19 protein-coding genes are annotated in these 20,610 nt (G+C 67.9%); 7 read left to right on the top strand and 12 right to left on the bottom strand.

What is annotated here, in order from left to right; translation table 11 throughout:
* The first annotated feature begins 53 nt into the window (after window positions 1-53).
* Complete coding sequence (gene bamA / locus NX02_RS26665; RefSeq protein ID WP_025295218.1) at window positions 54-2,711, top strand: outer membrane protein assembly factor BamA; 2,658 nt, start codon at window positions 54-56, stop codon at window positions 2,709-2,711.
* Between the two features lie 62 nt (window positions 2,712-2,773).
* Window positions 2,774-3,718 carry a hypothetical protein gene (locus tag NX02_RS26660; protein WP_025295217.1) on the top strand — a complete coding sequence of 315 codons (945 nt, stop codon included), beginning with the start codon at window positions 2,774-2,776 and terminating at the stop codon, window positions 3,716-3,718.
* A 7-nt stretch (window positions 3,719-3,725) separates the two neighbouring features.
* Here NX02_RS26660 and NX02_RS26655 read toward each other — a convergent pair whose 3' ends face one another.
* Window positions 3,726-4,097, bottom strand: coding sequence for a VOC family protein (locus NX02_RS26655; RefSeq protein ID WP_039996859.1), 372 nt, complete (start codon window positions 4,095-4,097; stop codon window positions 3,726-3,728).
* A gap of 205 nt (window positions 4,098-4,302) precedes the next feature.
* Here NX02_RS26655 and NX02_RS26650 point away from each other — a divergent pair, with 205 nt between their 5' ends.
* A complete protein-coding gene (locus NX02_RS26650) occupies window positions 4,303-4,719 on the top strand; it encodes a MerC domain-containing protein (protein ID WP_025295215.1) in 417 nt (138 codons plus the stop codon).
* A 10-nt stretch (window positions 4,720-4,729) separates the two neighbouring features.
* On the opposite strand, the gene NX02_RS26645 is transcribed toward NX02_RS26650, so the two are convergent.
* Genes NX02_RS26645 through NX02_RS26635 form a run of 3 tightly spaced genes read right to left on the bottom strand, consistent with a single transcriptional unit; the run spans window position 4,730 to window position 6,742 of the window.
* A complete protein-coding gene (locus NX02_RS26645; RefSeq protein ID WP_025295214.1) occupies window positions 4,730-5,401 on the bottom strand; it encodes a hypothetical protein in 672 nt (223 codons plus the stop codon).
* Window positions 5,398-6,261 carry an SGNH/GDSL hydrolase family protein gene (locus NX02_RS26640; RefSeq protein ID WP_025295213.1) on the bottom strand — a complete coding sequence of 288 codons (864 nt, stop codon included), beginning with the start codon at window positions 6,259-6,261 and terminating at the stop codon, window positions 5,398-5,400. Before NX02_RS26640 ends, NX02_RS26645 begins: the two co-directional genes overlap by 4 nt.
* A 58-nt stretch (window positions 6,262-6,319) precedes the next feature.
* Window positions 6,320-6,742: a MerR family transcriptional regulator gene (locus tag NX02_RS26635; protein WP_025295212.1), complete on the bottom strand. Its 423-nt coding sequence runs from the start codon at window positions 6,740-6,742 to the stop codon at window positions 6,320-6,322.
* 102 nt (window positions 6,743-6,844) lie between these two features.
* On the opposite strand from NX02_RS26635, the gene NX02_RS26630 reads away from it, so the two are divergent.
* Entirely contained in the window at window positions 6,845-7,588 is a 744-nt protein-coding gene (locus NX02_RS26630) for a MauE/DoxX family redox-associated membrane protein (RefSeq protein ID WP_025295211.1), read from the top strand.
* A gap of 343 nt (window positions 7,589-7,931) precedes the next feature.
* Here the strand turns inward: NX02_RS26630 and NX02_RS26625 are convergent, their stop codons facing one another.
* On the bottom strand, window positions 7,932-9,494 hold the full coding sequence (locus tag NX02_RS26625; protein ID WP_039996858.1) for a bifunctional AfsR/SARP family transcriptional regulator/alpha/beta hydrolase: 1,563 nt from the start codon (window positions 9,492-9,494) through the stop codon (window positions 7,932-7,934).
* Between the two features lie 163 nt (window positions 9,495-9,657).
* Here NX02_RS26625 and NX02_RS26620 point away from each other — a divergent pair, with 163 nt between their 5' ends.
* Window positions 9,658-10,224, top strand: coding sequence for an OsmC family protein (locus tag NX02_RS26620; RefSeq protein WP_211258258.1), 567 nt, complete (start codon window positions 9,658-9,660; stop codon window positions 10,222-10,224).
* Between the two features lie 60 nt (window positions 10,225-10,284).
* A complete protein-coding gene (locus NX02_RS26615) occupies window positions 10,285-11,616 on the top strand; it encodes a tetratricopeptide repeat protein (RefSeq protein WP_025295209.1) in 1,332 nt (443 codons plus the stop codon).
* A gap of 44 nt (window positions 11,617-11,660) precedes the next feature.
* Here NX02_RS26615 and NX02_RS26610 read toward each other — a convergent pair whose 3' ends face one another.
* The 4 genes from NX02_RS26610 to NX02_RS26595 form a co-directional block, all read right to left on the bottom strand.
* Entirely contained in the window at window positions 11,661-12,944 is a 1,284-nt protein-coding gene (locus tag NX02_RS26610; RefSeq protein WP_025295208.1) for an FG-GAP repeat domain-containing protein, read from the bottom strand.
* 19 nt (window positions 12,945-12,963) lie between these two features.
* Window positions 12,964-15,990: a TonB-dependent receptor gene (locus NX02_RS26605; RefSeq protein WP_025295207.1), complete on the bottom strand. Its 3,027-nt coding sequence runs from the start codon at window positions 15,988-15,990 to the stop codon at window positions 12,964-12,966.
* Window positions 15,991-16,081: 91 nt separating this feature from the next.
* Window positions 16,082-17,080, bottom strand: coding sequence for a FecR family protein (locus NX02_RS26600; RefSeq protein WP_025295206.1), 999 nt, complete (start codon window positions 17,078-17,080; stop codon window positions 16,082-16,084).
* Window positions 17,058-17,645, bottom strand: a complete 588-nt coding sequence (locus tag NX02_RS26595) for an RNA polymerase sigma factor (RefSeq protein WP_025295205.1) — start codon at window positions 17,643-17,645, stop codon at window positions 17,058-17,060. Before NX02_RS26595 ends, NX02_RS26600 begins: the two co-directional genes overlap by 23 nt.
* A 226-nt stretch (window positions 17,646-17,871) precedes the next feature.
* Here NX02_RS26595 and NX02_RS26590 point away from each other — a divergent pair, with 226 nt between their 5' ends.
* Window positions 17,872-18,072 carry a hypothetical protein gene (locus NX02_RS26590; protein WP_025295204.1) on the top strand — a complete coding sequence of 67 codons (201 nt, stop codon included), beginning with the start codon at window positions 17,872-17,874 and terminating at the stop codon, window positions 18,070-18,072.
* Between the two features lie 80 nt (window positions 18,073-18,152).
* Here NX02_RS26590 and NX02_RS26585 read toward each other — a convergent pair whose 3' ends face one another.
* The 3 genes from NX02_RS26585 to NX02_RS26575 form a co-directional block, all read right to left on the bottom strand.
* Window positions 18,153-19,460, bottom strand: a complete 1,308-nt coding sequence (locus NX02_RS26585; RefSeq protein WP_025295203.1) for a sensor histidine kinase — start codon at window positions 19,458-19,460, stop codon at window positions 18,153-18,155.
* A 139-nt stretch (window positions 19,461-19,599) separates the two neighbouring features.
* Window positions 19,600-20,265, bottom strand: coding sequence for a response regulator transcription factor (locus NX02_RS26580; protein ID WP_025295202.1), 666 nt, complete (start codon window positions 20,263-20,265; stop codon window positions 19,600-19,602).
* Between the two features lie 43 nt (window positions 20,266-20,308).
* On the bottom strand, window positions 20,309-20,605 hold the full coding sequence (locus NX02_RS26575) for a hypothetical protein (RefSeq protein ID WP_245648711.1): 297 nt from the start codon (window positions 20,603-20,605) through the stop codon (window positions 20,309-20,311).
* Between the last annotated feature and the right edge of the window lie 5 nt (window positions 20,606-20,610).

Below are 20,610 nucleotides of genomic sequence, written 5' to 3'. Positions count from 1 at the left end.
GCATGCCCCCGTCATACGCGATCCGTCTTCCCCGCCGCCGCTGGCGCAGCGACATGGCCCTGGCGCTCTGCGTCGGCGCCGCCTTCGCCGGCACCCCCCGAACCGCCGCCGCCCAGGCCCCTGCCCCGCCGGATACGCCGGCCGCGCCGACACCGGCCAAATCGCTCGGCGACATCAAGTCGATCAACGTCACCGGCAACCAGCGGCTGGAGCCGGAAACCGTCCGCTCCTACATCCAGCTTCGCCCCGGCGCGCCCTACACCACCGAGACGCTCGACCAGGCGCTGAAGGATCTCTACGCCACCGAATTGTTCGCCGACGTGCGGATCACCGGCGGCGACACCGGCGATATCGTCATCGCCGTGCGCGAAAGCCCGGTCATCAACCGCATCGTGCTCGAGGGCAACAAGCGGCTGAAGGAAGACAAGATCCGGCCCGAGATCCGTCTTGCGCCGCGCCAGATTTTCACCCGCTCCAAGGTTCGCGCCGACGTCGCGCGCATCATCGAGCTCTACCGCCGCCAGGGCCGCTTCGCCGCGACCGTCGAGCCCAAGATGGTGTCGCTCGACCAGAACCGCGTCGACATCATCTTCGAGATCACCGAGGGGGCCAAATCCAAGGTCCGCCAGATCAACATCATCGGCAACGAGGCGTTCGACGACGGCGCGCTGCGCTCGGAGATGGCGACCAAGCAGTCGCGCTTCTTCCGCTTCTTCTCCTCGTCGGACAGCTATGATCCCGATCGCCTCGCCTATGACCAGGCGAAGCTGCGGCAATTCTATCTGACCGAGGGCTATGCCGATTTCCGCGTCGTCTCCGCGGTCGCCGAACTGACGCCGGACAAGCGCGACTTCATCATCACCTACGTGGTCGAGGAAGGGGAGCGCTACAAGTTCGGCGGGGTGAAGGTCGAGAGCGACATCCGTGACTTCAAGCCGAACACTATCGGCAAGGTCTCGATGAAGAAGGGCGACTGGTACAACGCCAAGCTGGTCGAGGACACGGTCGAGTCGTTGACCGAGAGCGCCGGCCTGTTCGGCTATGCCTTTGCCGAGGTGAGTCCCGAGTTCAACCGCGACAAGGACGCGTTGACGATGGACATCACCTTCCGCATCGGCGAGGCGCCGCGCGTCTATGTCGAGCGGATCGATATCAACGGCAACACGCTGACGCAGGACAAGGTGATCCGCCGCGAATTCCGCCTGGCGGAAGGCGACGCGTTCAACAGCTTCCTCGTCAAGCGCTCGACCGACCGCATCAAGTCGCTGGGCTTCTTCCAGGAGAATCTCGAGGTCGAGCAGAAGCAGGGCTCGGCGCCCGACCGCATCATCCTCGAGACCAATGTCGAGGAGAAGTCGACCGGCGAACTCCAGCTCTCGGCGGGCTTCTCCTCGCTCGAATCCTTCATCGCCTCCGCCTCGATCCGCCAGCGCAACTTCCGCGGCAAGGGGCAGGAATTGCGCGCGAGCGCCAGCCTTTCGAGCTATTCCAAGTCGGTCGAACTGGGCTTCACCGAGCCCTATCTGTTCGACAGGACGATCGCGGTGGGCGGCGACATCTTCCGTCGCGACTATAGCTCGTTCAACTATATCAACGATAATGATCGCAACACGACCTACCAGCAGGTCTCGACCGGCTTCCAGCTGCGCGCGGGCGTGCCGATCACCGAATTCGTCTCGCTGGCGGCGCGCTACACCTTCAGCATCGACGATGTCAGCCTCAACAGGAACAGCTATTACATCAACGGCGCATGCAGCCCGCTGCTCGCCGGCCGCTATCTCTGCGATGCGGTGGGCAACCGCACGACCTCGTCGATCGGCTACAGCCTGGTCTACGACACGCTGAACAACCGCGTCCGCCCGACCGGCGGCCAGCGTGCGGTGCTGAGCCAGGATTTCGCGGGGCTCGGCGGATCCGTGCGCTACCTGAAAACCCGCGCCGAGGCGGCGACCTATACCAATATCGGCGCCGGCTTCATCGGATCGCTGAAGGCGGAGGGCGGCGCGATCATCCCGCTGCAGACCAGCAGCAGCGCGGGCAGCGATGCGGTGCGATTGACCGACCGCTTCTTCCTCGGCCAGCCGCAATTCCCCGGCTTCGACATTCGCGGCATCGGCCCGCGCGTGATCCGCCGCGCCTATGACACCTCGACCACCGATCCCACCGACCTCGTCTCGTCCAACAGCAGCGACGATTCGCTCGGCGGCCGCTATTATTATCTCGCCCGCGCCGAGATCGAGATTCCGCTGGGTTCCGGCGCGCGCGAGCTTGGGCTGCGTCCGTCGATCTTCGCGGTGGTCGGATCGGTGTTCGGCGTGAAGACACCGACGCTGGAGACTTTCCCGGACCTCGACGGCGACGGGACCCCCGACGCACGCGACATCGGCCAGCTCACCGACACCGCCGGGCAGTTGCTCTACACGATCCCGGTGGGGCAGGTGAATGCGGGCAGCTACACCACCTGCGCGACCGGCCAGATCGTCTCCAGCAGCTGCGTCGGCGATGTCGCCAATGCCGCGGCGCGCAACACCATCTCCCCCTTCTACGAGGAGTTTCTGGGCGACACCTGGAAGCCGCGGCTGTCGGTGGGGTTCGGGGTCAACTGGAACTCCCCCTTCGGCCCGTTCCGGATCGACATCGCCAAGGCGCTGCTCAAGCAGAAGGGCGACGATACGCGGCTGTTCACCTTCAACATCGGCACGCAGTTCTGACCGGCAAAGCCGGAGACACATCCGGCAATCCCAGCGAAAGACCGGCGGGCAAGCATCGCGGCATGACCCATTACAGCCCGATCCGCCCGCCCCTCGCCGGTGCCCGCATGCCCCTCCGCTTCGACGATGGCCGCTTCCACCGCTGGCGGCTGGAACAGCGGATCATCCTCGACCGGACGGCCGAGGCGATGGTCTGCGCGCTGCGCTTCACGCCGCCGGAGGCGGACCTGCCGCAGTGGAAGGCGGGCGCCATGGCGGAAATCACATACCTCTCCCCGCCCGCGCGCGGGAGGAGCCGGGAGAGGAGCTGTCAGGGGAAAGGCAAATGGGCGGGGGACTTGGTTCCCATCACCCTCCCCATCGCCGGCGGCATCGTCGTCGCCCCGCATGTCGCCGCAGCCCTGCTCCCGTCCGGCTTTGCCTGGCGTGCCCCGCCTCGCCCCACCATCCGCCTGCCGATCGCGTCGATCGCAACGGACGGCGCGCTTGACCTGATCCTCGTCCATCGCCCCGCGCAGCAGAGCCCTGCCGTCGCGACGGTCATGCGCCACCTGCTCGGCAGCGGCGACGCCGACCTGCGCATCGCCGACACCGCCACGCCACGCACCACCGACCCCGCGCTTACCATTGCCTGCGACATCGACGGCCTCGCCACACTCCGCGCGATCCTGCGCGATCGCGCCGTGCGCGGCCTGCCCACGCCGGCGATCGCGACGACGGTCGATCCCGTGCTGCTCGATCGCGCGCTGGGCGAGGATCTGCCGCCCCGCCGCGTCGCGCGCATCCGCACCACCGACGCACAGGCCGCCTGCGTCGACATCGCGCATCATCTCGCGGCGCGGATCGACGATGGCACCCCCGTACTGATCGCGGGCGCCGCTGCCGGCCTCATCACGCCGGTCGAATCGCTGCTGCGTGCCCGCTTCGGCGACACCGCGTTCGATGCGATGCTCGCCGGCGGGCTCTGGCGGCGCTATCCCGCCGAGGGGCAGGCCGTAGCGGGGTGACCCGTGTTCAGCCGAAGCGGCAGGCGCAGAATTTGTTGCCGTCGAGATCGCGGAAATAGGCCATGTAGAAGCCGGGGCCGCGCTCGGCCGGCGCGCCTTCGCAGGTGCCGCCGAGCTCGATCGCCTTGGCGTGAAACGCATCGACCGCCTCGCGGCTGGGCATGTCGAATGCGAGCATCGCGCCATTGCCGGCGCTCGCCGTCGCGCGGTCGAACGGGGTGAGCACGCCGAGCAGCAATTTGCCATCTTTGCCGAACATCGCGCCGCCGCGCGGATGGTCGAAAACCTTCGTGGCGCCCTGCGTCTCCAGCAGCGCCGAGAAGAAGGGAACCGACTTTTCGAGATCGTCGGAGCCGATCGTGGCGTAGCTGAGCATCATCACCCTCTCCTGGTTTCGATTACGCATAGCGCGACATATCGCGCCAACCAATGCCGAAATGCGCGATCAGCCATGCGATGGAGATATCGCCATGGCAGCGCAATCATGGCCGCACCCACCGTAATTTTTCATGGCGCCCCTTCCGCTGATGCCTCCGCTACCTAAATGATATCTTGTATCATAATCGCAGGAACCCTCCCCGCTCATGCCGCATGCCCAAAGCCGCCCGGTCGCTGCCGACCGGCGCACCGATCTCGTCGAAGGTGCCGCCGTCTCGGCCTCGCTGCTGTGCCTCGTCCACTGCCTGGCGCTGCCGCTGATGCTGATGGTGCTGCCCGCGGCGATCGGCCTGTTCGCGCAGTCGGAGGCGTTCCACGCGGTGGCGCTGCTGCTCGTCGTCCCTTCGGCGCTTGCCGCCTTCTGGCTCGGCCACCGCCGCCACCGCGCGCCGCTGCCGGCCCTGTTCGGGGTGGTGGGCGTTGCGGGGCTGGTCATGGGGTTGCTACCGGTGCTGCCGGAGGATGCCCAACGCTGGGTGACGGTGGCGGGAAGCCTGCTGCTGGTCGCGGGGCATCTGCTGAACTGGCGGCTGCGCGCACGGACGGAGCGGGTTTGCGCGTGAATTACGATATTCAGCGTCGCTCGAACGCGTTGCGGATCGCGACATGCATCCGCACCAGTCGTTCGATCTTCGTTCGATCCAGCCTGTAGCTGCCGTTCCCAGGCGGCTCGCCCGCTTCCAGATCGGTGTAGGACGAACCGTTCCGGCCATGGTCGATCGCCAATATGCAGCCATAGGGGAAAGGATAGCCATCGGTGTGGTGCCAGCAGCCCGCCCAATAGCGATGGCCATCGACGGTGCCGCCCAGCCGCCCGCGCACCCGCCCGGCGTAAGGCTTGTCGCTGTCCGGATCGACCATGTCGGGTTGCTCCGGCCATTGATCGGGATAGCCCCGCGCAATGCGGAAGGCGCCTTCATAGCTGCCGGGCTCGAGCTCGAAGACTGCCGATGCGGCCTGCGGGTGGTAGCCGATGTCGAAGCCGATCAGCCGCCCGTCGGTGCGCAGGAAGCGCAGCGAACAACTGCTCCAGATCGGGCCCCGGCTCGACGCGGCATGGCACATCACCGGATCGGCATCGGGCCATTGCAAGGTGCGGCCATCGGGCAGCGGACGCGTCTGCGCAGCAATGCCGGTGGCGCGCCATTCGGCGAGCGGCCGGGTGTAGACCGCGGCGTCCTTCGGCGCCTCGGTGCACGCGACCAGCGCCAGTGCCGACAATGCGATGCGGAGTACGTTGATCATCGCGGCGCGGCGAGTCCTTGCGCGATCGCCGGCGCGGCCAGCGCCTCCATCTTCGCATAGCCCGCAGGGGTGGGATGGACGCCGTCCGTCGCGTCCGCCGCGGAGAGCCCGCTGCGGCCATCGTCCATCGCGGCGAAATAGTCGACCAGCACGAGCTTGCGGGCGCGCGCGAAGCCACGGATCCAGGCATTCAGGTCGGCGATGCCGGGGACCGGATCGACCTCCGGCCGCCAGAAATAATGCCGCGCCGGCAGCACCGTGCCGATCACCACGCGGATGTCGTTGGCCTCGGCGAGATCGACCATCGCGGTGATGTTGTTGCGGATGTCGACCTGGCTGGTCGGCCCGGTATTGCCGGCGACATCGTTGGTGCCGGCGAGGATGTGGACGAGCTTCGGTTTCAGCGCAACCACGTCCGCCGGGAAGCGCAGCAGCATCTGCGCCGTCGTCTGGCCGCTGATGCCGCGATCGATCCGGTCCTTGCCGGCGAACCATGAAGGCCGCTCGCGCAGCCAGCCCTCGGTGATCGAATCGCCCATGAAGACGATGCGCGCGGGCGAGGCCGCGGGCAGCGCCGCATTCTCCGCGCGGTAGCGGCACAGCGCCGCGAAATCGGCGAGGCGGACCTGCTTCTGCCAATCCCGAAACGCCGTCTCTTCCTCGGCCGTGCGGGGCGGGACCGCGGCCTTGGCCGCGCGCGCCTGCGTGGCCCGCGCCGAATAGGCGGCGACGATCGCGGGCTGCGGCGGCAGTTCGGCGCAGGGATCGGCGAACAGCCCGACGCGCTCGCCCGGCCCGGGCTGCGCCATGACCGGAACCGCCGCCAGCATCGCGAACACCGCCGCACCCATCGCCTTCATCACATCCGCTCTCCGCCTGTTGCCCCCGCTTTGTGGCACGGCAGCAGCGGAGCGCCAATCAGCCTTCGGGCGGCGCGTGGCCGTCGAACGAGGCGAGGATCGGGCAGGGACCGGCGCCGCCCCGCCCGCAGCGATCGGCGAGCCGGGCGAGCGCGTCGCGTGCCTGCTGCAGTTCGGCGATGCGCAGGTCGAGCGCCGCCACCCGCGCTTCGGCCAGCGCGTGCGCCCGCGCGCGATCCTCGCCCGCATCCAGTTCGAGCAGTTCGCCGATCTCGGCCAGCGTGAAGCCGGCCGCCTGCGCCTGCCGGATGAAGCGAAGACGCCGCACATCCTCCAGGCCGTAGCGGCGCACGCCCGCGCCTGCGTCCGGTACCCGCAGAAGCCCCTTGCGCTGGTAGAAACGCACCGTCTCCACCCCCACGCCGCCCGCCGCGGCGAAGGCGCCGATGGTCAGCGCGGCCGGCCCTTGACTCCGTATCATGGTACGGAAGCTAGGGATGTGCCGACACAATCGCAACCGCCCCTTGAACCGTACTGTGGTACGGGCCCCATCTGGGTGGCCTATGCTTGATGGAGACCGATCATGGCCAGCGTCGCGAAGCGCGCCGAACTGTATCGCATGGAGATGCCGACGCACACTTGCCCCTATGGGCTGAAGGCCAGGCATTTGCTGCGCGGCGCCGGCTATGCGGTCGAAGATCATCCGCTGACCAGCCGCGCCGAGACCGACGCGTTCAAGGCCGCGCACCAGGTGGCGACGACGCCGCAGATCTTCATCGATGGCCGGCGTATCGGCGGGCATGACGATCTGCGCCGCTTCCTCGGCAAGCGCGTGGCCGATCCCGGGGCGGCCAGCTATCGCCCGGTCGCCGCCTTGTTCGCGATGACGGCGCTGATGGCGCTGGCGGCGAGCTACGCGGTCTCTGGCGAGATGCTGACGCTGCGCGCGGGGGAATGGTTCATCGGCTTCTCGATGGTCGTGCTGGCGCTGCTCAAGCTGCAGAATGTCGAGAGTTTCGCGACGATGTTCCTGAACTACGACCTGCTGGCGAAGCGCTGGGTGCCCTATTCCTATATCTACCCCTTCGCCGAGGGGCTGGCGGGCGTGCTGATGGTGGCCGGCGCGCTGAACGGGGTCTCGATCCCGGTGGCTTTGTTCATCGGCACGGTCGGCGCGGTCTCGGTGGTGAAGGCGGTCTATATCGACCGGCGCGAACTGAAATGCGCCTGCGTCGGCGGATCGAGCAACGTGCCGCTGGGGGCGCTGTCACTGACCGAGAATCTGATGATGATCGCGATGGCGGCGTGGATGGCGCTGGGGCATTGAGGGTAACAGCGTCCTCCCTACGCATTCACGCACGCGGTCTTGGCCCCTCGCCCCTACGGGGAGAGGGACAGGTCCGCGTAGCGGACCAGGGAGAGGGGGCAGTCGCGCCCAGCGTACGGGTTCCGAACGGTTCGCTCCGAAAAAGCCGGTAAAGCAGCGGTGCCGCACCCTCCGAACCTCTACGCGTCGCGCGACTCCCCCTCTCCCCGTAGGGGCGAGGGAGCGCGGCGGCGGCTCCTCTCAAATCTCGATCCTCAATCCCCGTACATGAACATACCACTGCGAAACATCAGCGCCAGCAAGAGCAGCATGAAAATCAGGATGATAATCACGCCCCTGCGCTTCATTCCCCCAGAAACCCCCGGATCACTTCCATCGCGCGCGGCCAGGCGGGTTCCTGTTCCAGGATCAGATGATTGTTGCTCTCGAGCTGGACGAACTCGGCGCCGGCGATCCCGGCCGCCAGCGAGCGGCCGGACATGAAGGGGATCACCGCGTCGTGGCGGGCGTGCAGCACCAATGTCGGCACCGTCACCTGCCGCAGCAGATCGCGCACGTCGATATCGGCGAAGGCGATCTGCAGGCGCACGGCGGTGTCGGCCGAGGTCGAAAGACGCTGCAGTTCGTTGAACCATTCCGCTTCCGCCGCGCTGGCATCGGGGAAGAACAACGTCGTGAACATCTGGCGGAAGGCAGGGTTGTTCTGGCCCCAGCCCTGCCGGGTCAGCGTCAGCATCGCCTCGCGCTTTTCGATCTCCCCGGGCGAGGCGCGCTTGCGCCAGCCGGCGGCATAGCCGCCATAGAGCACCAGCTTGCGAACGCGTTCGGGGTGGCGCACGGCATAGGCGATCGAGACGCTGCAGCCCTGCGAGACGCCGAGCAGGTCGAACCGCTCCAGCCCCGCCGCGTCCACCACGCTTTCGAGATCGTCGACGAACGCCTCGAACGAGATGTCCGCCGCGTTCCAGTCCGACAGGCCGTTGCCGCGCTCGTCATAGCGGACCAGCCGACGATAGCCGATGAAGTGGCGGATCCAGTGGCGCCACACCGGGCTGTTCCAGTCATGATCGAGATGGTTGAGCCAGTTGGCGGTCTTCACCAGCGGCGGCCCTTCTCCCACCGCCGAATAGGCGAGGCCGGTGCCGTCGCTGGCGGTGCAGAAGCGGATCTGCTGCGGCGGCAGCGCGGCGGCCTGGTCCTCCGCCGCGCCCGCGCCGGCGCCCCCACGCAGTGCCGCTGGCACCGGCAGGTCCGCCTCGCGCAGCCGGGCGATGCCGGAGGCGCGCTGCTGCTCCGCCTCGGCGCGGCGGCCGGTCTTCTCGAGCAGCCCGATCAACGCGGTGCGCGCCAGCGCGTCATAGGGGTCGAGCGCCGCCCAGCGCCGCGCCGGCGCCAAAGCCTCGTCCGCATCGAGCGGGCGTGAGACCAGTTCGCGCAGGATGGTGAGCTGCCAGCGCCGCACATCCTCGCGCATTGCCGCCAGCCATGCCTGGAAGCTATCGCAGCGCGGCAGGTCCAGCCCCTCCATGAACACGCCCTGCAGCGCCGCGGCGGCCGCCAGCACCGGCGTGTCGAGCTTGCGGACATCCGCGCTGCCGACGTCCCGCAGCCGCGCCCAGTCCACGTCGATCCGCGCGCAATCAAGCGCTACTGTGTCGCGATCGGCGATCAACCGGCGGCCGGCGGGATCGTCGACCAGCGGGCGCAGCTTGGAGAGGCTCCAGCGCAGCGCGCCACGCGGATCGTCCGGAACGTCCCAGAACAGCGTGCACAGCCGGTCACGGCGCGCCGAGCGCCCCGCGGCGGCGAGATAGCCGAGCAGCGCACGCGTTTTCTTCGAGGCGGGCAGCGCCACCGCCTTCCCCTCGCGGGCGAGCGCCATCGGCCCCAGCAGTTGGAGTTTCATGCCCCACCTCGTCTCCACGGATCGTGTGAAACTACCAGAACGAGGCTGTCCCGACAATTTCAACGCCGATTCCAACGCTGCTTCCCATGAGCCGGGTGCAGAGCGCCGTCATCGGCCAATCCCGGCCGGGGCAGTCTTCTGATCGACACCGAGGACGATGCACATGACCGACCAGATGATTGCCACCCGCCCGATCAACGGCATCGATGTTCCCGCCATCGACGCGATGGTGGCGCAGATCCAGGCCGATCCCGACAAGGCGATCGCCCGCTTTCGCGTGAAGACGCGCTGGACCGGGCAGACGCGCAGCGAAACCGTGATCGAGGGCTATGAACTGGGCGGCGAGGCGGTGGCGCGCCGCTTCAAGGTCGCGGCGGACGAACCCACCGAACTGCTCGGCGGCAACAGCGCGCCCAATCCGCAGGAATTGCTGATGACCGCGCTCAACGCCTGCATGACGGTGGGCTATGTCTCGCAGGCGGCGATCCACGGCATCGCCCTCGACTTGATGGAGATCGAGACGCAGGGCCAGCTCGACCTGCGCGGCGTCCTCGGCCTCGATGAGAGCGTGCCGCCCGGCTACCGCCAGCTCGATTATACGGTTCGCATCGGCGGTGATGGCACGCCGGAGCAGTTCGAGGCGATCCACCAGGCGGTGATGAAGACCTCACCCAATTTCTTCAATCTGAACCAGCCGATCTGCATGAACGGCCGGCTGGAGATTGTCTGATCTCTCCTTTCCTGTCCCCTCCGCCGATGCGGCGGGGCTTTGCTTTCCACGGAGCGCAGCATGAAAACGGACCGTTACGGCAACCCCATATCCACCCCCTCGCCCACCGCCATCGCCCGTTATGACGAGGCGCTGGACCTGATCCGCCTCTATCATGGCGATCCGATCGCGGCGCTCGACGCCGCGCTGACCGAGGATCCGCGCTTCGGTGCGGCGTGGGCGGCGCGGGCGGCGGTGCTCGTGCAGCAGCAGGATGCGGCCTATCTGCCCGAGGCGCGCCGGTCGATCGCCGAAGGTCTGGCCGCCGCCACCACCGAGCGGGACCGCGCGATGCTCGGCGCCTGCGCCGAATGGGCGGCGGGGCGCGTCGGCGCCGCCGTCTCCGGCTTCACCGCGATCGCGTGCGAGGCGCCGCGTGACCTGCTCGCGCTGCAAACCGCGCATGTCGGCCATTTCTACCTCGGCCGCGCCACCGACCTGCGTGATGCGCCGCTGCAGGCGCTGCGCGCGTGGGACGAACGCGATCCCGCCTGTCATGCGCTGCTCGGCATGGCGGCGTTCGGGCTGGAAGAATGCGGCGACTATGCCCGCGCCGAAGCGATGGGTCGCCGCGCGGTGGAACGCGATCCGCGCGACGGCTGGGCGGTGCACGCGGTGGCGCATGTCTACGAGATGCTGGGGCGTACGGCGGAGGGCATTGCCTGGCTCACCGACCAGCCCGAGGCGCTCGCGCCGGTCAACGGCTTCGCCTATCACAATTGGTGGCACCTCGCGCTGCTCCACCTCGATCGCGGCGACCATGATGCGGCGCTGACGCTCTATGACCAAAAGGTCCGGCCCGATCCGTCGGCGGACGTGATGCTGGAATGGATCGACGCCTCCGCGCTGCTGTGGCGGCTCTGGCTGGAGGGCGTCGACGTGGGCGACCGGTTCGCGCCGCTGGCCGAGTGCTGGCTGCGCGCGCTGGACCAGCGCATCTATGCGTTCAACGATCTCCACGCGCTGATGGCGCTGCTCGGCGCCGGCCGGCGGGCGGAGGCCGCGGATCTGATCGCCAACATCGCGCGCGCCGCGGGCGGCGGCGGCGACAATGCAGTGATGGCGGCGCGCATCGGGCTACCGCTGGCGGGTGCCTTCGTCGACCATGTCGAGGGGCGCCATGCCGCGGCGGTCGAGGCGATCCTCGCGGTGCGCGGCTCGGCTCAGCGCTTCGGCGGCTCGCATGCGCAGCGCGACGTGCTGACGCTGACGGCGTTCCACGCGGCGATGGCGGCGGGGATGACCGGCACCGCGCAGGCGCTGGCGCACGAACGGATCACGCATAAGCCGGAGAGCGCATGGGCGCGGCGGCTGGTGGCGGTTGCGAACGGGGACGTGCGGAAAGCGGCCTAGAATGCATGTCCTCCCCGGCGCGCAGCGTCGGGGAGGACGAATATCTAGGGCGTCTCGACGATCGCCACTTCGCTGCTGTTGTAGAAGATCACCGCCACCGCCCCCGGCAGCACCGCGATGCCGCGCGGGCCCTTGCCGGGGAATTCGGCGACGCGCCGGTCCGTGAACGCCTGGTTGAAGCCGCGCCGGCCGGTGCCGCGCCAGAAGACCAGCTTGCCGGACTCCCGCGCCGCGGCGACCAGATCCGGCCGGCCGTCGCCATCGAGGTCGTGGAGATAGACGTCGCGGATCTCGTCGGCGGTCACCTCGCCGCGCTTCGCGGTCCGGGGGGTGAAGGAGCCGTCATAGGTGAAGCGGTCGGCATCGTTGCGCAGCACCACCGCATTGTCGCTGGTGCTGCGGTTGCCGACGACGATGTCGGCGCGACCGTCGCCATCGAGGTCGCCGGCCTTCAGATGATAGGGAATGCGCCCGAATGACGGTGTGCGCCGCCAGGGTGCGAAGCCGCCCTTGCCATCGCCCTTCCACACCTCGACGAGGTTGGATTCGTAAAGCGAGAAGGCGAGATCGAGCACGCCGTCGCCATCGAAATCGGCGGGCGCGATGTCACGCGGGCCGCCGAGGAGTTGGTCATAGGGTGCGGATTGCTGCGGATAGCGGACGTGCCGGAAGCGACGATTGCCCTCGTTGATCAGCACGAAGAACAGGTTGGACTGGTAAGAGACGGTCACGATATCCGGTCGCCCGTCAGCATTCACATCGGCGACGATCGCCGAGGTCAGGCCAGGCGTCGGGTAGCGGGGCTCGCCCTTGTCATCGAGGCCATATTCATTGACCAGCCCGTCGTCGGAAAAGCGAATGAACCTCGTCGGCTCGAACAGCGCCGCGCGGTCTTTCGCGCCATAGAGGATAGCGAGGTCGCGCCCGTCGTTGGACTGGTAGTTGGGGACGACGACATCCGGCCGGCCATCGCCATCGAGATCACCGATCGCCGAATGATAGGGGCCGAAGCCGACGGGGAAGTCGCGCCGCAGCCACGCCCCTTCGCGCCCCGGATTGAGATAGACGGTAAGCTGGTCGTTCGCCGGCCGTGCCAGCTTCGGAGACAGCAATTCGCCGCGGCACGGGATGACCAGGTCAGGCAACCCGTCCCCGTTCACGTCGCCGGACGCGATCTGATAGGGGCCGGTGCAGACCGGCAGCATCACCGCATGCTGCGCAGCATTTTGCGTATTCCATCGGGACCACCGCGTGCCCTCTCCAGTGGCGGTGGCGGCAGCGCCGGCGAGCAACGCCAGCAGGCCGGCAGCGATGGTCCCGATGGTCATGCGCTTGTCCTCCCGCCGATCAGAACTGGAAGCGCACGCCGGCGCGGAAGGAGCGGCCGATCACGTCGTAATAGGTTTGCGAGATGCCGATCTGCGCGCTGCCGATGCCGGTGCCCGCTGGCGCATAGGGCGCCGGCGCCTTGTTCGCGACATTGTCGACCGCGGCGTAGAGCTTGACCTGATCGGTCAGCGCGACGCTGGCGGACAGGTCGATGTAGAAGGCACCATCGACATGGTTGTCGTCGATCGTGCGGTTGAGGCTGGTCGAGGCCGGGCAGTTGCTGCTGCACTCGATGAAGCTGGTCGAAAGCACGCCGTCGCTGAAGCCGCGACCGGTGAGGGAGAAGGACAGCGGCCCTTTCTCGAGCACGATCTCGCCCAGATAGCGCCACTTCGGCACGCCGTTATTGTCGCCGAGGCTGGAGGTGGGCGGGTTGATGCCGTTGTCGACACTGGCTTCGAGGTAGCGCGTCGCGAGACCGCGGATCGAGAGGCTGCCCCCGCCCAGCCCGCCGGCGATCGACGACAGCGGCAGTCGATAGCCCGCCTCGAAGTCGAGCCCGCGCACGGTCTGGCGGCTGAGGTTGATCGGGCGCAGGAAGATCTCGGTCATGAAGCCGTTGGCGTCACGCTCGATCAGGTCGCACAGCGCGGCATTGCCCTGGAAGCACTGGTTGATGATCGTGCTGGACGACAAGGTGGCGATCGCGCCCTTCACGCCGATGTCGAAATAATCGACCGAGGCGGAGAAGCCCGGCAGGAAACGCGGCTGGAAGACTGCGCCGAGGTTCAGCGTATCCGCCTTTTCGGGATCGACGATCGGGTTGCCGACGGTGGTCTGGAAGACGGTGTAGGCCTGGTTGTTGTTGAACGGATCGACCAATGTCGTCGTGTTGGTCTGCCCGGCGAGAAACAGTTCGGAAAGGTTGCCGGCGCGGATGTCGCGCGAGCGGGTGACGCGGAACCGGATGTCGGGGATCGGCGCGTAGGTGAGGCCGAGCTTCCACGTCGTGACATAGCCCGAGGTGCTGTAATCGGTCGCGCGCACCGCGGCGTTGAGGTCGAGCGCGTCGGCGAAACGCGTCTCGGCCGCCAGCGGAACGACCAGTTCGAGGAACGCCTCGTTGACGGTGAAGCTGCCATGGATCGGCTTGTAATTGCCCGCCCAATAGCTGTTCACGAGCGACATCGCGTCGCTTTCGCCCTCTTCCTTCTCGCGGCGATGCTCGGCGCCGAACGCCAGCGAGACCGGCCCCGCCCAGGTGGAGAGCGGTTCGCCGCGCACCGTCGCGGAGATCACGTCCTGCGTGATCTTGGCGTTGAGGTAGGAATGGCCGATGACATAATCGAGCGCCGCATCCGAGGCGACGCCGGTGCCGAGGATGTTGAGCGGCACGCAGCCATTATTCGGGTTGGTCAAGGTCGAGCGGCAGACGATCGCGCCGCTGGGCGCGCGCACCGCGTCGATCGCCGCGCGATAATTGGCGGTGATCGGCACGTTGGTGCCGTTGAAGAATTTGCTGATGTTGCGGTTGGCGCGGACGATCCACGTCCAGCCGGTGCCGAACAGGTCGGTGCTGCCCTCCGCGCCCACCGCATAGCGATAGAGATCGTGCCGCGTTTCGGTGACGATGCCGCCGATCGCCGCGTTCCAGCTGCCGACGTTGAGCGAGGTCTCGCCGAGCGCGGCCATTCGCTGGCGCACGTCTTCGGGCAGGAAGGCATTGTCGCGCTGGATGATCAGCCCGCCGAAATTGAACATCGGCGTGCCGGTGGTCTTGGTCCGCGCCTCGACATAGGAGAATTCGCCGAACAGCTCGACCGTGTCGGCAACCTCGTAGCTCAGCCGGGTATAGGCGCTCTTGTGCGACACTTCCGGGTCGAGATCCTGCGGGCCGTTGCCGAAATCGGTGTAGCGCCAGTCGCCGCCGACCATGAACGGGTTGTTGACCACCGAGCCGAAATTGAGCTGGGCGGGGGTACCGCCGGGGCCGAAATAGAGGCCGCGCAGCGGGCCGGTGGTGACGATCGCGCCGGGCGCGACGGTGCTGTAGCCGACGCCGTCGCGCACCAGATATTCGGGCTGCCCGTTGGTGGCGGTGTAGTTCGGGTTGAACAGCGTCTTGCGGCCGCGATACCAGTCCCGCGGCATGCCATCGATGCCCTCGCTGAACCAATGTTCGCCGCTGACGAGGATATGGCCGCGGCCATCGGCGAAGTCGCTGCCGGCGCTCAGCGAAACCTTGTAGTTGGCATCGTCGCCATAGGTGGTGACGCCGCCCTGGACATTGCCCTTCACCCCCGTGAAATCCTTGTCGAGCACGAAGTTGACGACGCCGGCCACCGCATCCGAACCCCAGGCGGCGGAGGCGCCGCCCGTGACGATGTCGACCCGTTTGACCAGCGCGCTGGGGATCGAATTGGCATCGACGAGGCCGTTGAGCGATGCGGCGGGCAGCCGCTGGCTGTCGAACAGCACCAGGGTGCGGGTCGCCCCGAGGTTGCGCAGGTTGAGCGTGGAAATGCCCATGAAGCCGCCGCTGATGTTGCTGGCGGTGTTGCGGGGATTGTTGCTGCCGGCGAGCGCGGGGAGGCGGTTGATCTGCTCGGCGATGTTGACCTGCGCCGAACGCTGGATCTCCATTTCGCCGAGCACGGTGGTCGGCGTCGGCGCCTCATAGCCGTCGCGCACGACGCGCGATCCGGTGACGACCAGCGCGCTATCGTCGTTGCGCGCCTCGCTGGCGAGGATCGCGGTGCGGCCGTCGAACGACCGGATGCTGAGGCCGGTATCGGCGATCAGGGCTTCCAATGCGGCGCGGGTTTCGAGCCGGCCCTTGACCGCATTGGTCTGGCGCCCCTCGACGTCGCGGCCGGCGGCGATGATCTGGATGCCCGCCTGCCGCGCCAGTTCCTTCACCCCCGAAGCCGCATCCTGCGCCGCCACGTCGAACGCGCGCACCTGCGCCTGGGCGGCGGCAGGCAAGCCGATAGCGGCTGCAACCGCGACAACAGCCGCGGTCGCACGATAATATCGCGAATTCATGAACAGTCCCCGCTTGTTGGTTTCAAGATCAAGGACAGGAAAGAACGCAGATTTCCGTCACGGGAATTTACATTAATTCCCGGAGACACTTTCACTTCAATTTGATGACGGATCCGTCGACAGCGACCTCGACCTCCGCCCCGGCAATCGCGGCCGCCGCACGGGCGAACTGTTCGGGATCGTTGGCCCGGAACAGGCCGACGATGCGCATCTGCCCCACCGCCGGATCGGCGATCTCGATGCGGGTGCGGTTGATCCGGTTGAAGCGCCGCGCGGCGGCTTCGATCGTGACGTTGTCGAGCGCGATCTGTGCCAGCGCCGGCGGCGGCGAGGGCGGCGGTGCGGGGGTCGCCAGCGCGGGCGGATGGGACTGGGGCGTGCCGGGTTCGAGCGACAGCGCGTCACCGGCGTGGAGCAGCACCGCCTGGTCGCGCTCGTCGCGCGCCCATACCAGCACGCTCCCCTCGCTCACCCGCACCGCGCCGCCGGTGCGGCCGATGCGGCGCACCGAATAGACCGTGCCCGTCGCCTGCGCATAGACGTCGCCCGATCGAACCACGAACGGGTGCGCGCGATCCTTGGCGACGTGGAACAGCGCCTCGCCGCGGGTCAGCGAGACGGTGCGCACCCCGTCGCGCATCGCATAGGCGATCCGGGCCTCCTCGCCCAAGGTGACGACCGATCCGTCCGCCAATGTCAGCCGGCGATCCGAGGCCTCGCGCGCCGGCTGCAGCGAACCGAGCATCGGCAGGCCAAGCCCGACCAGCGCCACCAGCGACGCCGCCAGCGCGCCGCCGAGCAGCACATGCCGGCCGGTTCGCCAGCGCGCGCGCGTCGGCGCGTCGTCGTCGTTGCCGGCGGCCATCGGGTTTCCGGCGGGCACCGGCGCGGGCGCCGCCACGCCCGTCGAGGCCAGCACCGCATCCTCGATCGCATAGAGGCTGGCGCGGGCGCGAAGATAGGCACCGCGGTGGCGCCGGTCGGCGGCGAGCCACGCCTCGAATTCGGCCGGCATCTCGCCATAGAGCGCCCGTGCCGCCCAGCGCGCCGCCTGCGCGTCGATCGCGTCAGCGGGAACGGAACTTGCCAAGCCGCACGCCCTCCCGCTTCTCCGCGCCCTCACCGCCGCCGCCGCCATCCTGTTCGGCGATCAGGCCGATCACCCGCCGGATGCCGCGCACGACATTGTTCTCGACCACATTCTCGCTCACGCCCAGCCGCTCCGCGGTCTCGCGCTGCGACAGGCCTTCGATGCGGCGCAACTCGATGACGCGCCGGCAGGTTTCGGAAAGATTGGCCAGCACTGCGTTCACCCGCCCCAGTTCCTGCACGCCTTCCAACGCCCTGTCCGCACCGGGGCTATCATCCATGACGTCGAACCATTCGTTTTCCGTCATCGAGACGACATTTTTCGCGCTGCCATGGCGAACCGCGTCGATCGCCGCCGCGTGCGCGGTGCGGCGGAAATAGGCGAGCGGGTTTTCGATATGGTCGACGGAGGCCAGGCCGGCGAGGCGGCAATAGGCCTCCTGCATCACATCGTCGACGTCGATCGCGCCGCGCCAGTGCCGCGCAAGCCACGTCCGCACCCGCCCCTCATGCGGCAGGATCTCGCGCGCCACCCAACGGGCAACGATGTCGTGCTGGTGTCGCATGCGTGTGGGGCGTCCGTGGCGTTCGGACATGAAGAATTTATGACGGGCACGCGCCAGCGAGAGAAAGGCAGCGCGGCGGCAGCCTGCCAAATTTCGGGGACACAATACGAAACTCTGGCACACGAGCGGCCGCTCCAGTTTAGTATTATGTCCCTGAAACCACCGAATTTAAGTCCGGCGCCCGAGCCTCTGGACAGGCTATACTCCCGCCGCCTATCCGCCCCCGATGCCAGTCGTAACCACCATCATGAACTCCGCCACCGGCCAGCCGCTCCAGAAGATGAGCTTCGGCCGCCTCCCCAAGCCCTGGGCCTCGTTCAACCTCGAAACCGGAGAACGTGTCACCGTCGATCGCATCGATGTGGGCAAGCCGGCACCCGGCAAGGTCGTCGCGCCGATCTCGGTCTGGGTCACGCCCAAGGCGTAATCCGCCCGCTCCTGCCGCTCGCCCGGTGGTGCGGATGCACCACCGCCGGCGCCCTCCCCCTCCCGGCGCAGCCTATCCCGTCACACCGCCGCCGGCAGCCTCAGCCGCACCAGCAGGCCGCCGAGATCCTCGCTCTCCTCGAGGCTGATCGTGCCTTCGTAGATCTCGGCGACGTCGCGCACGATCGCCATGCCGAGGCCGGTGCCCGGCTTCGACGTATCCAGCCGCACGCCGCGATCGAAGATGCGCGCGCGTTCCTCCTCGGGGATGCCGCGGCCATCGTCCTCGATGAGGAATTCGACATAGCCGGCTTCCGCGCCGACGGTGACGAACACGCTGCCGCCGCCGTATTTTGCGGCATTCTCGATCAGGTTGCCGAGCATCTCGTCCAGATCCTGGCGTTCGACATGGACGGCGAGCGTCTTGGGCCCGGTCATGTCGAGGCGGACATGGCGATAGAGGCGGCCGACCGCGCGCTCGACGGCCTGCAGGCTCGGCCAGACCTCGGCGCGGCTGTGCGCGCTGCCGCGGCGGCCGACCGCGCGGGCGCGGGCGAGGTGGTGGTCGACCTGGCGGCGCATCGTCGTCGCCTCGCGGATCACCGTGTCGGACAGATCGGGGGACTGCGCGGTCGCGGCGTTCATGATCACCGTCAGCGGCGTCTTGAGCGCGTGGGCGAGGTTGCCGGCATGGCGCCGCGCCTCCTCCGCCTGCTTCTCATTATGTTCGAGCAGCGCGTTCAGTTCCTCGACGAGCGGCGTCACCTCGTTGGGCAGGGCCTCGTCGATGCGCTGCGCCTGCCCCGCCCGCATCGCCGCGATCGCGAGGCGCACCTTGCGCAGTGGCCACAGGCCGTAGAGCGTCTGCAGCGCGGCGAGGATGATCAGGCCCAGGCCGAGCAGTGCGAAGCTGCGGATCATCGTCCGGCGCAAGGTGCCGATCTGCGCGTCGAGCGTCTCGCGGCTGGCGGCGACCTGGAAGCGCCAGAGAATGTCCGATCCGGGCAGGCGGACGTCGCGTTCCATCACCCGCAGATCCTGGTCGGGAAACTCCTTGCTGTCATAGACATGCGCTTCGGTGTCGTTGTGCGGCGGTTTCACGACCAGCGCCCGGTCCCACAGCGAGCGCGAGCGCCAATGATCATGGCCGATGCCGCTGATCTGCCAATAGAGGCCGCTGTTGGGCTCGAGGAAGCGCTGGTCGGCGAGCGGGCGGTTGAAGAACACCTCGCCTTCCGGCCCGATTTCCGCCGAGGCCGCCATCGCGGTCAGCACATATTCGAGGCCGTCGTCGAAATTGCGGGTGATCGCGCTCGCCAGCACGCTGTCCAGCGCGATGCCGCCGCCGACGAGCAGGATCAGGATCCAGCCCGCCGCGATGCCGATCATCCGGCGGCTGAGCGACCCCGTGGTGCGGTTGCGACGCCGCCGCGGGCCGGCGTCGTCGCCGGTGGCCGGTCCCGGGGCCGCGCCCTCCGCTTCCGCGGCCGGCGCGGGAGCGTCGGAGGGCGCGTGGTCGCCGGTCATGTCAGGCGGCGGGATCCTCGAGGCTGTAGCCCAGGCCGCGAATCGTCGTGATCACGTCCTGACCCAGCTTCTTGCGGATCCGGGTGACGAACACCTCGATCGTGTTCGAATCGCGATCGAAATCCTGATCGTAGATATGCTCGATCAGTTCGGTGCGGCTGACGACCTTGCCCTTGTGGTGGAGCAGGTAGCTGAGCAGCTTATATTCCTGCGCGGTCAGCTTCACCGGCTCGCCGGCCAGCGTGACCTTGCCCGAACGGGTATCGAGCCGCACGTCGCCCGCGATCAGCTCGGACGAGGCATTGCCCGACGCACGCCGGATCAGCGCGCGCAGGCGGGCGATCAGTTCCTCGGACTGGAAGGGCTTGGCAAGATAATCGTCGGCGCCGGCATCGAGCCCGGCCACCTTGTCCGACCAGCTGTCCCGCGCGGTCAGCACCAGCACGGGCATCACCTTGCCCTCCTTGCGCCAGCGATCGAGCACCGTCAGTCCGTCGATCTCGGGCAGGCCGAGATCGAGGATCACCGCATCGTAATTTTCGGTGGAGCCGAGAAAATGGCCTTCCTCGCCGTCCGTCGCGAGGTCGATCGCATAGCCTTCGCGCTCCAGCGTGTTCCGCAGTTGCGTGCCCAGGCTGGGCTCGTCCTCGACGATCAATACGCGCATGTTTTTCCCCTGCACTTCGTTTCGCGCGGCCGAGGTACGGCCGTCAGCGTCCGCTACGGCCTATCACGGCTCCGGTGCGTCCGTCGACATCGACCCAGATGACCGAGCCGTGGCGCATGAACTTCAACCGGTAGACGCCCGAGCGCGAATCATATTCCGGGCCCAGATAGTCGGCATCGCGCATCTCGCGCTTCACGCGCTGCTCGATCTCGCTGAGCAACTGCACGTCGCCGCGCTGGCGGGCCGCATAGGCGCTATACTGGTCGCCGACCGACTGGGCGAAGGCCACGCCGGACACGGCACCGCCCAGCAGCACGGGGAGCAGGAGGGTCTTGGTCATCGTCA

The organism is Sphingomonas sanxanigenens DSM 19645 = NX02 (assembly GCF_000512205.2).
GTDB classification, from domain to species: Bacteria; Pseudomonadota; Alphaproteobacteria; order Sphingomonadales; family Sphingomonadaceae; genus Sphingomonas_D; species Sphingomonas_D sanxanigenens.
The sequence above is the reverse complement of the archived record's forward strand: the minus strand, read 5'-3'. Positions and strand labels throughout refer to the sequence as shown.